The organism is Aquiflexum lacus (genome assembly GCF_015476655.1).
Taxonomy (GTDB): domain Bacteria; phylum Bacteroidota; class Bacteroidia; order Cytophagales; family Cyclobacteriaceae; genus Aquiflexum; species Aquiflexum lacus.
Genome location: NZ_JABFHF010000005.1, coordinates 187149 through 200815 on the forward strand (window position 1 = coordinate 187149; position 13667 = coordinate 200815).

10 protein-coding genes are annotated in these 13667 nt (G+C 38.7%); 6 read left to right on the plus strand and 4 right to left on the minus strand.

Annotation, left to right across the window (positions count from 1 at the left end; translation table 11 throughout):
• Positions 1-2 precede the first annotated feature (2 nt).
• Entirely contained in the window at positions 3-713 is a 711-nt protein-coding gene (locus HMJ38_RS06920) for a tetratricopeptide repeat protein (RefSeq protein ID WP_194973647.1), read from the minus strand.
• A 447-nt stretch (positions 714-1160) separates the two neighbouring features.
• Here HMJ38_RS06920 and HMJ38_RS06925 point away from each other — a divergent pair, with 447 nt between their 5' ends.
• The 3 genes from HMJ38_RS06925 to HMJ38_RS06935 all read left to right on the plus strand — a co-directional run bounded on the left by HMJ38_RS06925 (position 1161) and on the right by HMJ38_RS06935 (position 2684).
• A complete protein-coding gene (locus HMJ38_RS06925) occupies positions 1161-1625 on the plus strand; it encodes a helix-turn-helix domain-containing protein (protein WP_194973648.1) in 465 nt (154 codons plus the stop codon).
• Positions 1626-2001: 376 nt separating this feature from the next.
• Positions 2002-2298, plus strand: a complete 297-nt coding sequence (locus HMJ38_RS06930) for a type II toxin-antitoxin system HigB family toxin (RefSeq protein ID WP_194973649.1) — start codon at positions 2002-2004, stop codon at positions 2296-2298.
• 17 nt (positions 2299-2315) lie between these two features.
• A complete protein-coding gene (locus HMJ38_RS06935; RefSeq protein WP_194973650.1) occupies positions 2316-2684 on the plus strand; it encodes a helix-turn-helix domain-containing protein in 369 nt (122 codons plus the stop codon).
• Between the two features lie 34 nt (positions 2685-2718).
• Here the strand turns inward: HMJ38_RS06935 and HMJ38_RS06940 are convergent, their stop codons facing one another.
• Complete coding sequence (locus HMJ38_RS06940; RefSeq protein WP_194973651.1) at positions 2719-4824, minus strand: hypothetical protein; 2106 nt, start codon at positions 4822-4824, stop codon at positions 2719-2721.
• Positions 4825-5246: 422 nt separating this feature from the next.
• Here HMJ38_RS06940 and HMJ38_RS06945 point away from each other — a divergent pair, with 422 nt between their 5' ends.
• The 3 genes from HMJ38_RS06945 (at position 5247) to HMJ38_RS06955 (ending at position 7719) form a co-directional block, all read left to right on the plus strand.
• Positions 5247-6146, plus strand: a complete 900-nt coding sequence (locus HMJ38_RS06945; RefSeq protein ID WP_194973652.1) for a helix-turn-helix transcriptional regulator — start codon at positions 5247-5249, stop codon at positions 6144-6146.
• Between the two features lie 138 nt (positions 6147-6284).
• Complete coding sequence (locus HMJ38_RS06950) at positions 6285-6995, plus strand: hypothetical protein (RefSeq protein ID WP_194973653.1); 711 nt, start codon at positions 6285-6287, stop codon at positions 6993-6995.
• 139 nt (positions 6996-7134) lie between these two features.
• Complete coding sequence (locus tag HMJ38_RS06955) at positions 7135-7719, plus strand: DUF6642 family protein (RefSeq protein WP_194973654.1); 585 nt, start codon at positions 7135-7137, stop codon at positions 7717-7719.
• Positions 7720-8093: 374 nt separating this feature from the next.
• Here HMJ38_RS06955 and HMJ38_RS06965 read toward each other — a convergent pair whose 3' ends face one another.
• Both HMJ38_RS06965 and HMJ38_RS06970 read right to left on the minus strand, forming a co-directional pair.
• Positions 8094-11060 carry a type I restriction endonuclease subunit R gene (locus tag HMJ38_RS06965; RefSeq protein WP_194973655.1) on the minus strand — a complete coding sequence of 989 codons (2967 nt, stop codon included), beginning with the start codon at positions 11058-11060 and terminating at the stop codon, positions 8094-8096.
• A gap of 67 nt (positions 11061-11127) precedes the next feature.
• On the minus strand, positions 11128-13665 hold the full coding sequence (locus HMJ38_RS06970) for a S8 family peptidase (protein ID WP_194973656.1): 2538 nt from the start codon (positions 13663-13665) through the stop codon (positions 11128-11130).
• Positions 13666-13667: the final 2 nt, after the last annotated feature.

Genomic DNA, 13667 nt, shown 5'->3' on the forward strand with positions numbered 1-13667 from the left:
CATTACTTAGAGGCAAGGCCTTCCAAGCGCGCTTTATGCTTTCGTGCGTTTGTGAATTCAAAAGACTCGAAATATTTGTCTTCTATAATACTGTAGGTTTTGATGGCATTGTCATAGTCGGCATCCACCTCATAGGCAATCGCCAATTTACTTAAATACCTGGGAGTATAGAATTTATTTTCTTTATGATCAATTGCCTTTTTGTATTGGGCGATGGCCTCTTTGTTATTTCCCAACTCCAGATAAGCATCACCTAACAATGAGTATGCCCTGGATTGAACAAAGAAATCACTGGAAGAGAAATTTTTCAGATGGTCAATTGCTTTTTGGAACTGTCCATCAGAAATATAAATGGATCCAATATAGAAATGAGCAAGATTAGAAGCATCAGTGCCACTATATTGGTCTACAATTCTGAGGAAACCAACATTCGAACCGTCTCCATTGAGTGCCAAATCAGTGCTGTCCTGTTCAAAATAATACACTGCCTGAAACATTTCAGCCTGTGCTTTTTTGTTTTTATTTTGTTTGTCTATCTGGAAATATAGAACCCCTGCAATCAGCAAAATGCCTACTATTAAGATACCGCCGAATAATCTCGAATTCTTTTTGATAAAGAGCTCACCTCTTTCCAATCTGCTCGCAATCTCTTCGGGTTGCTCCAAAAGCTCATATTCTACCTGAGGAGCTTTTTTTGTTGTTTTCTTAGCCATTCTTTAAAATTTTCCGCCCGCAAAGTTAATTTTCTTTTATTGAAATCCAAACTGAGATGGGATAGATACATTGAGAAGGCGGAAAGTAAGAGGGGAAATTGCAGTAATCACGGATACGCCAATATTTCATTTGTAAACCAATTGATAAAGTCATCTGATCATCCATTTCATTATCAAAGTCAACCAAACAGTGAATCAATAGAAAACTTTTGGCCACATGGTGAATGTTGATTCCCAACTTCGGGATGAAATTGACCGAACGATTTTGGTTTTGGGAACGGATTAGCAAGGATATCTTGTGGATGTTGACTTTGTGCAAGGTACCGCAAGGGAAGCAAGGGTTGCGCTAAGGTTTTTATTCTTTGCGATATCTTTGGGACCTTTAGGAATATCCGTTTTCTGAAATTCATTTTATAAAAGTTACCAAATAAGGTATCTTTGTAAATTATGAAAATTAAAATATTAAAGTCAAAACAAGAATATGACAATGCCTGTGAGCGGATTTACGCCTTGATCCAAAGCACAGAAAAAGCCATTGAACCGGAAAGTCCGGAAGGAGAGGAGTTAGAACTTTTGTCTATGCTTGTCGAAAAATATGAGCAAGAGCACTTTCCTGTCGAAGCGCCAAATCCAATAGAAGCAATTAAGTTTAGAATGGAACAGATGAATCTAAAACAGGTAGATATTGCTCCGCTATTGGGAGGCAAAACAAGAGTGTCTGAGATTCTGAATGGGAAGCGTGCATTGACCCTTAAAATGATAATTTTATTGAACAGATATTTGGGAATACCCTTGGAGTCACTGATTGCCGGGAATAAGGATGTAAACCTGGAGCCGGAATCACGGGATAAAGTTCTGGGAATTGCCTCAATCAAAAAATATTTTTCCGGGTCTAAGGCTGCTATTTTTTAAGCGAAATGCTGATTTTTTCAGAAGGAGAAAACCGTAAGGGCTTGAATTTAATGTTAAAAAAATGAGAAAATCTTAACATTATAAATTTACAATGTAAAAAAATATCAATTTTCTTTACATTAGTGTTTTTGATCAATGCCCTGACCAAACAGGAATAGAAAAATACAAATCCATTAGAAAAATCTGTATTTAGAACTTGAACCATGGACTTTGGGATTTGAAAATTGGCAATCCATAAAAAAATAAACCGCAAGGGACGCAAGGCTTCGCTAAGGAATTTCATTGCGCTTGTGTTTTGTAAGCATAAAAAAATCCAAATATAGAAAAGTTCCCAAATTGAGAATTTCGTCTTATATTTACATCAAGATTCAATGACATGGAAAGAATTTTTTCAAAAAGTACCCTAAGAGAATTTTGGGAGAAACATGCTGACTCTGAACAGTATCTAAAAACTTGGCATAATACAGCAATGAATGCACAATGGAAAACCCCAGGTGATGTAAAACAGACTTATGCGAATGCCAGTATTTTAAAAGACAGCAGAATTGTATTTAATATAAAAGGTAATTCTTATAGACTTGTTGCCAAGTTCAATTTTGAAAAACAATGGATTTTTATCCGATTCATTGGAACCCATGATGAATATGACAAGATTGATGCTAACTCAATATAAAATTAAAACTTAAAACCATGATAATAACACCAATAAAATCAGAATCTGACTATAGAAATGCATTAAAAAGAATGGAAGTCATATTTGATGCAGCTATAGGAACACCTGAAAGTGACGAAGCAGATATACTTGGGTTAATGATTGATGAATATGAAAAGAAATATTATCCGATAGAAACTCCTGACCCAATAGAAGCTATCAAGATCAGAATGGAAGAAATGCAACTAAAACAAGTTGACTTGGTAGATGAAATTGGTGGAAAAAGTAGAGTTTCGGAAGTTTTAAACCGGAAAAGAAAATTGACTGTAGAGATGATAAGAAACCTCACAAGACGATTAAATCTATCTCCAGGTCTATTGATCAATGACTACGAACTGGTACGATAAATATGCACAACAGTCAATACCCGGAAATCAACATTCAAGAGCCCTTATTTTCCGATCGCATATTCAGAGAGAATCCCCAGGCATCTTTGAGGGGCCTTGGATTGGTGAGGTTTTCTAGTTCGGAAACCTGCGCTTTCAAATGATTCCTGTAGAAAAGGAAATCCCCATCTTCAATCAGGCTATCAAGATCAAAATTCACGGCATATTTTTCTGCCATATGAAGAATAGCATCCTTGCGCATCTGACTGTGGTCGCTCAAATAATCAGCCATTTTCAGTAACCATAACTTTTGCTCCCCTAAGGTCTTTTCGGCCAACTCCAGGGCTTTTAAGATCAAAGATACCGCTTTTTTGCCCAGTTCATTGTCCTCATCATGAAGGAAATATTTTGTTTCTACTGCCTTTACATCAAAGGCTCCCGGAATATCACCCATTCCTGCCTCTTTCAGCATCCCTGTGATAAAGGCTGTGGCTTTCCTGATGTCATCCTCTGCACCGGTGGTTACATTTTCTTCTCCAAAAACAAGACGCTCTGCGGCATATCCGCCTAAATACAGTGCCAACCTGTTTATGACTTCCTGTTTGGAAATGTAATTCCATTTGAATTTGGTATGGACAAAGCCACCCGTTTCCACTTCGGCTGTATTGGAGAATATAACTTCAGGAACAGTGCGGAGTAAAATGGTAGCAATGATGGCATGACCGGATTCATGCACTGCTATAATGGCCTGTAAATCATTTTGCTTGCTTTTTCTCAAATCTTCCAGGATGAATTTTTGCTGGATTGAAAGCGAATGAACGAGGATTTGTTCCCGATAATAGTCGATATGGATATGGTTTTCCTTTAGCTTCATGGCAATACAGGAAACCTCCAGGTTTTTTAAAATCATTTCCGTGATGATTTTTCCCAATTTGGATTGGATAACCTGATGAATGGTGGTAAAGATCGGCCGGGTACCCTGAGTGGGATAAACCGCCTCTTTGTAAATAAAATCATGCAAAGAGGAATCAATTTGAAGTTTAACGCCTTGATTGCGGTAAACCTTCTCCTCAATTTTCCCAAGTTCCAGGTTTATGATTTTTTGAAAGGATTGTTTACTGAAGGCAGGGTAGATAATGTGAAGATTTCCCAATCTCGCAATCTGCTCATTTCGAAAACGACGCTGCAAAGCCCTTTTGATGATGGGGACGTTGATTTTCAGGGATTGTTCGTGAAACTCATCCGCATCCATATCGGGATTGAAATTGTGGCTCATGGTATAGGCCTCATCCAAATTGCCCAAAACAAAAATCAAACCTTTGGAACAATCCACTGTCTTTGGACTATTCCCGAGTTCAAATACCTCCAATAAGAAAGCTAAAGTTTCGTATCCTTCCAACGAAAGCAATTTTTCCTGCAATTCAAAAGTTGTAGAATATTTTTCCTTCACCATATCAAAAATACTTTCATAAAACCGGGCAGGGACAAATAGCACATCCTGCGTGTTTGAATCGGTCTGCTTTCCATCATTACTATGATCTGTATACTGATTTTTTGGATCCATTTTCTCCATGAAATATTCCACCTGAGCGGTTACCTTCCCTTTGGATACCTGTACGCCATGGGACAAAAGATATCGAAGCTGTTTGATCAGGTCGTAAATTTCTTCCTGATGAAAACTGAATTTGGAAATCTTGAATTTCCCTGAATCCAATAACTGCCAGATAATCCGGGAAGAACTTTTTTCTTTTTCCGCTCCCAAATCATCCAATGTTCGGGCATGTTGGAATTCATCAAGGGCCAAGATGATGGGGTAGCCATTGACATTTTCATAAATCTCCTGAAGGGTTCTCTGAACATTCCAATCTCTGTTTTCACTCTCACCAAGGTCAAAATAGTAGTACTTTTGCTCCATTGAAATCAATTGAACCAAACGATTGACCAAGGAAGACTTACCCACGCCCGTCAAACCCCACAAATTAATGATCACCGGCTTTTCCTGGATTTCAGGAAAAAGATACCAAGAGCTGATCGCATCGACTACTTCCTCAATGACCTGATCTATTCCCACAAATTCTGTTTTCAATGTTTCCTTGGCTTGTTGAAGAACTGTTTGTTTTTCAATCAATTCTTTGTGCCTTTGTTGTAAGTCCTTGTTCATATTTTCTTGTTTTGGGTCAAAACTATATTGACCCTCCGCCAAAGAACGGCCGAGTTAAATCTTTTTTCTGACTCTCTGTCCTTTTACACGTAGGCTTGTTTATAAAGAACTCTAATTTTAATTCATATTTTTCGGGTTGCTGTGGGTAGGAATGACTGCGGACCGGGCCGGCCTTGGCCTTGCGCGCGGATAGGATTCCGTCGTCTTGTCCCGATAGCTATCGGGATTGGTTACTTTTTTTGTCAATGCCTGCCCCGATTTTTTCGGGGAAAAAAAAGTAACTATATAAATGGCATTTCGATATTTTAAAGGTTGAGAAAACAATATATGGTAACCAGTATGATTCCGAATACTCAGAAAATCAAATTAAAAAAACAGACCCTCAGCCATATACTGGCTAAGGCTATACTTATCTTTATGACATGAGCAAACTAGCATCCCTGATCCGGCAGACAGAAATCATCAAACTGGCCAAAAGAAAATCCTTTGACTGGGAAACCTTGGACCGGCATTTGGCACGTAAGGAAGAGGAACTTGGGCATCAACTCTGCATCTCCAAAAGGACCTTTAACCGGGACCTGTCCGAAATTGCTTCCCTGTTTGGCATCGCCATTTCCTTTGACTTCAAAACTGCCCTTTACAGTATAGTTCCCGAGGACAGCAGTGAGGAAAACACCCAATTGCTGGAAGCTTTTGATATGCTTCAGGTCTTTGGACAAAAAGGGAAAGTGCCTTCCTACCTGCTTTTTGAAGAGCGAAAAGCCAAAGGGACGGAACACCTCACTTCCATTTTGGCAGCCATACAGAAACAAAAACTGGTAAATATCCAATACGAAAAATACTGGATGTGGGAACTGGAAGACAGGACCTTAAAACCGCTGGCGCTGAAAGAATTCAAACAGCGCTGGTACCTGCTTTCCCTGGACGAAAAAAACAAATTCAAAGTATTTGGATTGGACAGGATCCGGAATCTGGAAATCCTACAAGAAGGCTATCAGGTCAGCCAGCACATGGACTTTGAGCGGTATTTCAAGGATGTCTTTGGCATCATCAATAGCCCCGGCAATCCTGTGGAAGAGGTGATCCTTACTTTTACGGAATTCAAAGGCCGGTATATCAAATCCCTGCCCCTACATTCCAGTCAGGAAATATTGGTTGACGATGGCAGCATGCTTACCATCCGCCTCCAAGTCAAAATCGAATACGAACTCATTGCCGAAATCCTCTCCCATGGGGATGAAGTGAGGGTCGAAGGACCGGAAAGATTAAGGGGTCTGGTCAGGAAGAAGGCAGGGAATGTTGGTGCCGGTAGGATTAAATAAAGGGGAGATTTTATCATAGTGAAATACCATGAAGCTTCTAAAGGGAATAATAGGAATTTATGAGCGAACATAATTTTAAAAATTCAAAATTATTATCTTAGTTAAAAAGCATGAATCACTTTAAATCTTTAAACAATTATGGAAAAGAACAAAATTGACGAAGAACTTAAAAAAATAGAATCAATACATTGGCTACCATGGATTGGGGAAAAATATTTTGAAATACCTCCAGAAAATAGAATGCTCATAATAGGTGAAAGCCATTATCTTTCTGATTCTGGGGATCCCAAGAAAAAGGAGGGGGATTGGGAAAATAAAATCAGAAAGGATTTAACCCAAAGAATGATTGGTGAAGATGTCCAACATAAGCTCTATTATGAGAATCCTACATTTAGAAATTTTCATAAAGTATTGTTTAATGAAGATAATCTTGACCTTACTAGATTTTGGGAATTGGTGAGCTTTTATAATTTTATTCAAAGACCTATGGATTCAAAAAGTCATAGACCTTCTAAAGAAGATTACCAATTTGGATGGGATACATTCTCAGAAGTTTTTGATTTTCTAAAACCGAAATACTGTTTATTTATTGGAACTGGTTATGCGAACAATCTGAACAAAAATTTAAAAATTGGCCAGAAATTGAATCGATCTAGTGTTTCATGTCCAGAAATGATAAACAGAACTTACGGCAAGAAAATGATTATAGAAGATGAAAATTTAAATACTGCTAAATGCATTTTCATCAAACATACGTCTAAATATATCACACCACAAAAATGGAATTCTTTTTTAAATCAGGAGATGAAAGACCAACTTGATTGGTTATTACTTCAGATTAAAATTTAATCATTAAGTCTGAGTTTGGAATTTCGCAACTTGGGCTAGCGTTGCGGTGGATTTGGAAAATGCTTTAAAATAGCTATGTTTAATCTGAGTTTATTTCTCTTAAAACCTAAAATCTTATATTGTAATTTAAATCGATAAAATGAAAACAAAAATTTTTTGTTTGGAAGGTGAATGGCATTCCAAGGATCTGAGGGATCAATCAACCGTTGAGACATATCTACGTTTTTTGAAAGAGACATTTGGTATTGATTATCTTTTTAGAAAAGTTAATACTAGAGAATCCCTTTTCAAATACTTAGAGCTTTTAGGTAGATACTCAAAAAAGCAATACAAAGATTATTCTATTATTTACTTAGCATTCCACGGCGATCACAGAGAGATTTTCTTAGATGATGTCGAGTCAGTTGAAATTGATGAGTTACTAGATATTAAATTTAATCCGCTCCAAAACAGAATTGTCCACTTCGGCAGTTGCAGGACATTAAAGTTGAATTTTAGGGATTTAGAATACTTTTGGACTAAATCAAAGACAAAAGCTGTGAGTGGGTTTACAAAAAATGTTGACTTTTTGGAAGCTTCTATTTTTGACATTGCCTATCTCTATAAATTAAGTACTCTTGATCAAAAAGGGAAAGTTTATAATCATATAAAGACAAAGTATGAAAGGCATTCAAAAGACCTTGGCTTTGTTTATATCGATAATTATAACCCAAAATCTGAATGAATACCGCAGTACACAATAGATTTGTTTTCTTTATTTAGTTCAAAGCTGGTGAGTAATGTTTTCAAAGAGTGAGAATTAGATGAAAAAAGCAATATGCAAAAAATGCATATTGCTAATTCTAACAAACCCGTGTCATTTTACAACCTTGACGTCATCATCTCTATTTTTTACCGTGTAAAATCCTAACAAGACACTCAATTCCGAATTTGGACTACCAATGTTTTTCGGGAATATCTATTAAAAGGATACGCCTTGAACCATCGGATGGATAGGATTGAAAATAATTTCGAGGACATTTTAAAAGAAGTAAACCAATTCTCTTTGCAACTCAAAAAAAATGGACTTTCCGCCTATATTCTTTGGCGGTCAAATAATCAATAATACTCCTTAATATACCCATAAGCCCTATCAAACAAAACCTGATCTTTGTGGAGTTGATATTTTAGTAAGGCCTTTCTCAATGATTTCTGGACTTCCCTTTCCCCTGAAACCGTTTTTTGCCAACCAGGGAAACTCACTACCCTGACTATGGCATCAATATCAGTTACTATCCTTTCGACTACGGCAGGTGTTTGATCTGTTTTTAGCTCCAAAAACAATTCTGTTAAGGCTGCTTTGGGAGTTTTTTCCTGGATCAACTCTGCCAATTCTTTTTCAGCCTGCACGGTTTCCTTTGCAATTTTACAGAGTTCTTTCACGAACTCTATGGAGGTAATCAATCCTTTCTCTGCCCTGTCCCGGAGTTCTTCAAGGAGTTCACTCAGCTTTTTAAACTTGGGATTTCCTTCATGTTTTTTGAATCGCTTGACAAGGATCTTTTCAAGCTTTTTTGCATTCTTTGGGTCGGGATTGTTGAAGATGTCTTCAATAACATCTGCATCCAGGACAAACTCTTCCAAATGGTGTATTTCACCCACATGGATATTTTCATGGATCAACTTGGTTGTCTGAGCGCCTAAAGTCATCCAGAGAAGTTTTCCAATATTATCCGAAGCAGGCCGGACGGATTCATAGACTTGGGACAGCCATTTATAATCCACCTGATAGAGGTTCAGAATATTATCAGGAGAAAGGGACTCCCAAAGTTTGCTCAAGAATTTGAAGTCTTTAGCGAAGGCATCTTTTTGCTCATCTGATTTGATGGCATTTTGTGCCAGTTCCAGGCCTTCAAAACCAACAATATTTCTGTCCACGCCATCAAAATGGGACAAAGTATCGTGCATGGCTTTTGGCAATTGTTCCCTCAATTCAGAAAGATTGGTAATGATCTGTTGCACGGATTTTTCGTCGAACTCCAACGCCTTAGCGGTATCGTCAAACACTCCAAAATAATCGACTATCCTTCCATAATGCTTTTTTGGGAACAATCTATTGGTGCGGCAAATTGCTTGCAACAGGGTATGGTCTTTGAGTGATTTGTCCAAATACATGGTCTGTAAGATGGGCGCATCAAATCCTGTCAACAGCTTTGCAGTTACAATCAGAAATTTCAAATCCAATATGGGATCGTTGAATTCATCTATGATGCGCTCTTGTTGTGATTTGTCCACTCCCCATTGTTGCTTGAAGTTATAATCATCATTTGCTGAGGTGGATATAACGACTTTACTGACCTCTTCAGGGAAGTGTTTATCCAATTCTTCTTTGTACTGAATACAGGCATAGCGATCAGGTGTAACTATCATGGCTTTAAATCCATGAGGCTCCACTTTCTCCCTGAAGTGAATGGCTATATCCTCAACTATCTTGGCTACCCTTTCAGGGGATTTGAGGAAAGCGGCCATTTTTGCGGACTTCTTGTTCAATGCATCCGCTTCTTCATCCGTCAAAGCAGCTTCCTCTTTGAAGTTTTCAAAAAGCTTGTCAATGGTCTCTTTATCTACATGCACATCTACCAAGCGGGGTTCAAAATGCAAGGGCAAAGTAGCACCATCCCGAATGGAATCCTGAAAAGTATATCTTGATAAATATCCGCCCTCGTCCTCCTCAGAACCAAAAGCCCAAAAGGTATTTTTATCAGCTTTGTTCACCGGGGTACCTGTCAAACCAAAAAGAAATGCATTGGGCAAGGCTGCACGCATCTGTCTTCCCAAATCCCCTTCTTGGGTTCGGTGGGCTTCATCCACCAGCACGATGATATTTTCTCGGGTATTCATGTTTGGTTTGGCATCCCGGAATTTATGGATCATCGAAATGATGATTTTCCGGGTATCCTGTTCCAGCATCTTTTGAAGATCACGGATATTTTCTGTGGTCTCCACATTCGCAATATCCGCAGCATTAAAGGTTCCTGAAATCTGTGTATCCAAGTCTGTTCTATCCACCAAAACAATAACGGTTGGACTTTTCAGTTCAGGCATGCGCCTCAATTTTTGGGCTGCAAAAACCATTAAGAGGGACTTTCCCGAACCTTGGAAATGCCAGATCAAACCTTTTTTGATGCGGCCTTCTTTGACTCTTTCCACGATTTTGTTGGCACCTTCATATTGCTGAAAACGGGGGATGATTTTGATCCTTTGCTTTTTATTGTTGGAACTGAAGAGGGAAAAATTCTGTAAAATATCCAACAGCCTTTTGGGATGCAGCAAATCTCCCATTTCTTTTCCGATCTCTCCCAAGCCCAATAATTTGGCAAGTCTTTCATCTTCGTCTTCCAATCGCCAAGGTGCCCAAAATTCTAAAGGGGTTCTGATTCCTCCAAAAAACAACTCTTTACCTTCAGTGGCAAAGGAGAGAATATTTGAGACAAAGAGTTGGGGAACGGCATTTTCATACACCTGATGGATTTCATGGGCACCATCCAACCAACTCACACTTGGCCTAATAGGTGTTTTGGCTTCCCCAACCACCACGGGAATTCCATTGATAAACAAAACAATATCGGGAATCTTGGTTTCCCGATGATGGACCCGATACTGATTGGTGATGATATAAGTATTGTTATTTATATCATCAAAATCAATCAACCGGATAGGCACATGTCTGTTGTTTTCTCCAAAAGGCATGGTTTTGTCTCCGGTAAGCCATTTGAAAAACTCCTCATTTGCTCGCACCAAACCAACTTGATTTACCGAAATCAGGATGGCCCGGAGTTTATAAATCACCTCATCGGCCAATTCATTTTTGGCTGCTATTTCAGGATTTAGCCTAACTAGGGCAGCTTTCAAATCCTGCTCTAAAAGTACTTCATTTACCGAACGGTTTAAATCTTGGGGAGATTTGTACACCCATTTCACGCCATAAGTAGTCAGCGGTTCTGAAATAATACCTGAATTCAGATTCAGCCCGGAAAGCTGATGAATGATGTAGTGTTCTACGCTGTTGAGTTCGTTAAATGACATATTCTCAAATTAAAAACATAATTAAAATAGGCCTTAAATTTTTTCTTACCAAAATCTATTGCCTTGATTACCCACCTTGACCAATTTGATTGGCAATTGGTACCTGTATTGAGATGATATTTTCAACAGGAGTATAGATATCCACTTCAGTTTCGGGTGTTTCAATAGAAACAATTAAAGAATACCTTACGCTTTCGTTGTATTTTTCCAAATTTCTTCTGCTCTTATACCATCCGCCCTTTGGATAAACAGCCAGTATATTTCTGGAGGCCAATGTCGCACCATTGGTCTTCAAGAAATCTTTTTTTAAGGAGCCTTTGCTTCTAACCCTTTCTTTGATGGTCCAATCTTCCTCGCTCAAATTTGGGACTTCTGCATCTTCTTCCATTTGTGCAGCTGCGGAAACCCTTCTTTCAAATTCAGCAGGGGTTTCACCTTGCTTAATTAATTTGAAGTCTAAAGCATGTGAATGGTAGGAAAAGTTTTTTGCATATTCTCTTGCTCCAGGATTGGGTTCAATAAAATAAGATAAAGTAACTTTTATTGTCACTTCCCTATCATACAATTGATCTTGCAAAACTTCTGTCGGCCAAGGGATTTCGTAAAGATGATATTCATTATACCGAACATTGTTACCGCTTAACTGGAAAGGCCTTATATATGCTTGCGCAATCAGTGTCAGCATATTTCCTGCACTGTAAAGCGCTCGGTTTAAATTAGGAACACCATAACCTATTGATCTCAAAAGAGATCTTCTTTGTCCTTGGTTATTGATATCTTTTCCATTAAGCATTTGAGGTGTCCACTCGGCTGAGTGTACCATCAATCCCCTGATTGTTTCGGGCCAAAAATCAGGATAAGCAGCAAGTATTTCGGCTGCTATTTTTGATGCAAAAGCTACCGCAGCACTTGTTCCTCCAAAAGGTCGAAATAATCTGGCTGAAAAATTCTTATCTATCGATAATGGATCCAATTCATCATGGGAGCTCAGAAAGAATCCATCAGTTACCATGTTTCCTCCCTCCAAAACCAAATCAGGTTTATTCGGCCATTGGGGTTCCCACATCCCAGAGGTAGAGTTTCTTGGTGACATTTCTCCTAATCGAGCAATTGGTGTATATCTTCCAGGTGCGGAAAGTCTATCCTTTGCAGTGAATGCACCAATGGTCAAGACATTATATGCTTGTCCAGGATCTTGAATGCTTTGTATATAGTTTTGATCAGGATAGTCACCATGATTATTTAACCCTACATTACCACCACTTACTAGAATCAATTGTGGAGCAGCGCCTTCAAATGCATTTCCAAACGATATCCGATCCAAAGTACTGGAAGCTGAACTTGGCCGACCCGAATTAATTATACCATCATTAGTGACTGATATACAAAATATCCTTTTCGCATCGGGATTTGAAATAGAAACTGTTGAAAGTCCATCCAAGTAAATTACGCCATGTAATTCTTTATCAGTAGCAACCCTAGGTTGAACGATTTTAAATGACTCAATTCCGTGAATAATTCTGATGGGTCCAGAACTTGCTAGCACCTCTGTCAAATCCCCAAAGAGGGCCAATGCGGCCATACCTGTACCATGCCCTCCATCAGCACCTGTATCTTCTACTCCCCAATCTGACATCCAAGCGTGCAGGTTTGATGCATTTACAAGGGGTTCGATTAGAGGATGACGATGCGTCAAACCTGAATCAAAAAGACAAACAAAAACATTGATTCCATCATTATTTGATCCTACCTCAGCACGGGAAATCAAATCTTGCAACCAAGCCTGTTCATCTTGGTAAGTAACACGATCCCCGGTGATAAAATCATTGATTTCTTGTGGCCTTCTAAGTTCCGCAAGACTATCCAAAAGAAAAACAGAAGAAGCCAATTGTTCCGCAGTTCCTTTTATCATTCGAATGATATGTTCAGGAAAGACCAGCTCTCTATAGCTAAAGTTTAATCCTGTATTTTCTAATTGACTTTCAATTCTATCTTTTTGATATGCAGATTGTCTGAACCAAACTTCCCACCAAACTTCTTGAGTTGGTTCAGGAAAGGAATAGCTATCAACATCAACCCAGAAAGCTTGTAGAGTAGCCAATTTAACTTCTCCCAAATTAGCTATGAGTGGTTGGGCTTGTGGTATTCCGGTATCAACCCCATCTTTTTTAGTGTTTTTAGTCAAAAAATCCTCTACTCTTTTTAAAAAATGGGCCACCCCCCGCTTCGACAACATGACCAAAACCTTATATCGGATTTCCTCCCGTTCTTCGAAAATGAGACTTTCTTTAGAAACTTTTAGGATTTGATAACCTCCTCTTGTATCTGAATGAAGTTGCTCAAATTTTAATTCATATCCCCACCCCGAAAAAAACTCTACATAAACCACCTCATCTCGGACCAAACCCTCTGCAATTTCTTGGTCCTGATTCAATTCAAATCGTTCTTTGATCGCCTCAATTTCCCTCTTTATCCGATTCCCGTGGATAGTCCTGTCGCGGTTTACAATCGGAAAGCGCGATACAACTGTCCTCGGATAAGTATAATCCTGACCTCTTGCAAATCGCTCTATTCCAATTAAATGTCGCTTGGGTTCCTGTGCCATCG

What these genes read in the sequence shown, in the direction of transcription:
- HMJ38_RS06920 (WP_194973647.1), bottom strand. Translation starts at nt 713, where the DNA reads ATGGCTAAGAAAACAACAAAAAAAGCTCCTCAGGTAGAATATGAGCTT.
- HMJ38_RS06925 (WP_194973648.1), top strand. Translation starts at nt 1,161, where the DNA reads ATGAAAATTAAAATATTAAAGTCAAAACAAGAATATGACAATGCCTGT.
- HMJ38_RS06930 (WP_194973649.1), top strand. Translation starts at nt 2,002, where the DNA reads ATGGAAAGAATTTTTTCAAAAAGTACCCTAAGAGAATTTTGGGAGAAA.
- HMJ38_RS06935 (WP_194973650.1), top strand. Translation starts at nt 2,316, where the DNA reads ATGATAATAACACCAATAAAATCAGAATCTGACTATAGAAATGCATTA.
- HMJ38_RS06940 (WP_194973651.1), bottom strand. Translation starts at nt 4,824, where the DNA reads ATGAACAAGGACTTACAACAAAGGCACAAAGAATTGATTGAAAAACAA.
- HMJ38_RS06945 (WP_194973652.1), top strand. Translation starts at nt 5,247, where the DNA reads ATGAGCAAACTAGCATCCCTGATCCGGCAGACAGAAATCATCAAACTG.
- HMJ38_RS06950 (WP_194973653.1), top strand. Translation starts at nt 6,285, where the DNA reads ATGGAAAAGAACAAAATTGACGAAGAACTTAAAAAAATAGAATCAATA.
- HMJ38_RS06955 (WP_194973654.1), top strand. Translation starts at nt 7,135, where the DNA reads ATGAAAACAAAAATTTTTTGTTTGGAAGGTGAATGGCATTCCAAGGAT.
- HMJ38_RS06965 (WP_194973655.1), bottom strand. Translation starts at nt 11,060, where the DNA reads ATGTCATTTAACGAACTCAACAGCGTAGAACACTACATCATTCATCAG.
- HMJ38_RS06970 (WP_194973656.1), bottom strand. Translation starts at nt 13,665, where the DNA reads ATGGCACAGGAACCCAAGCGACATTTAATTGGAATAGAGCGATTTGCA.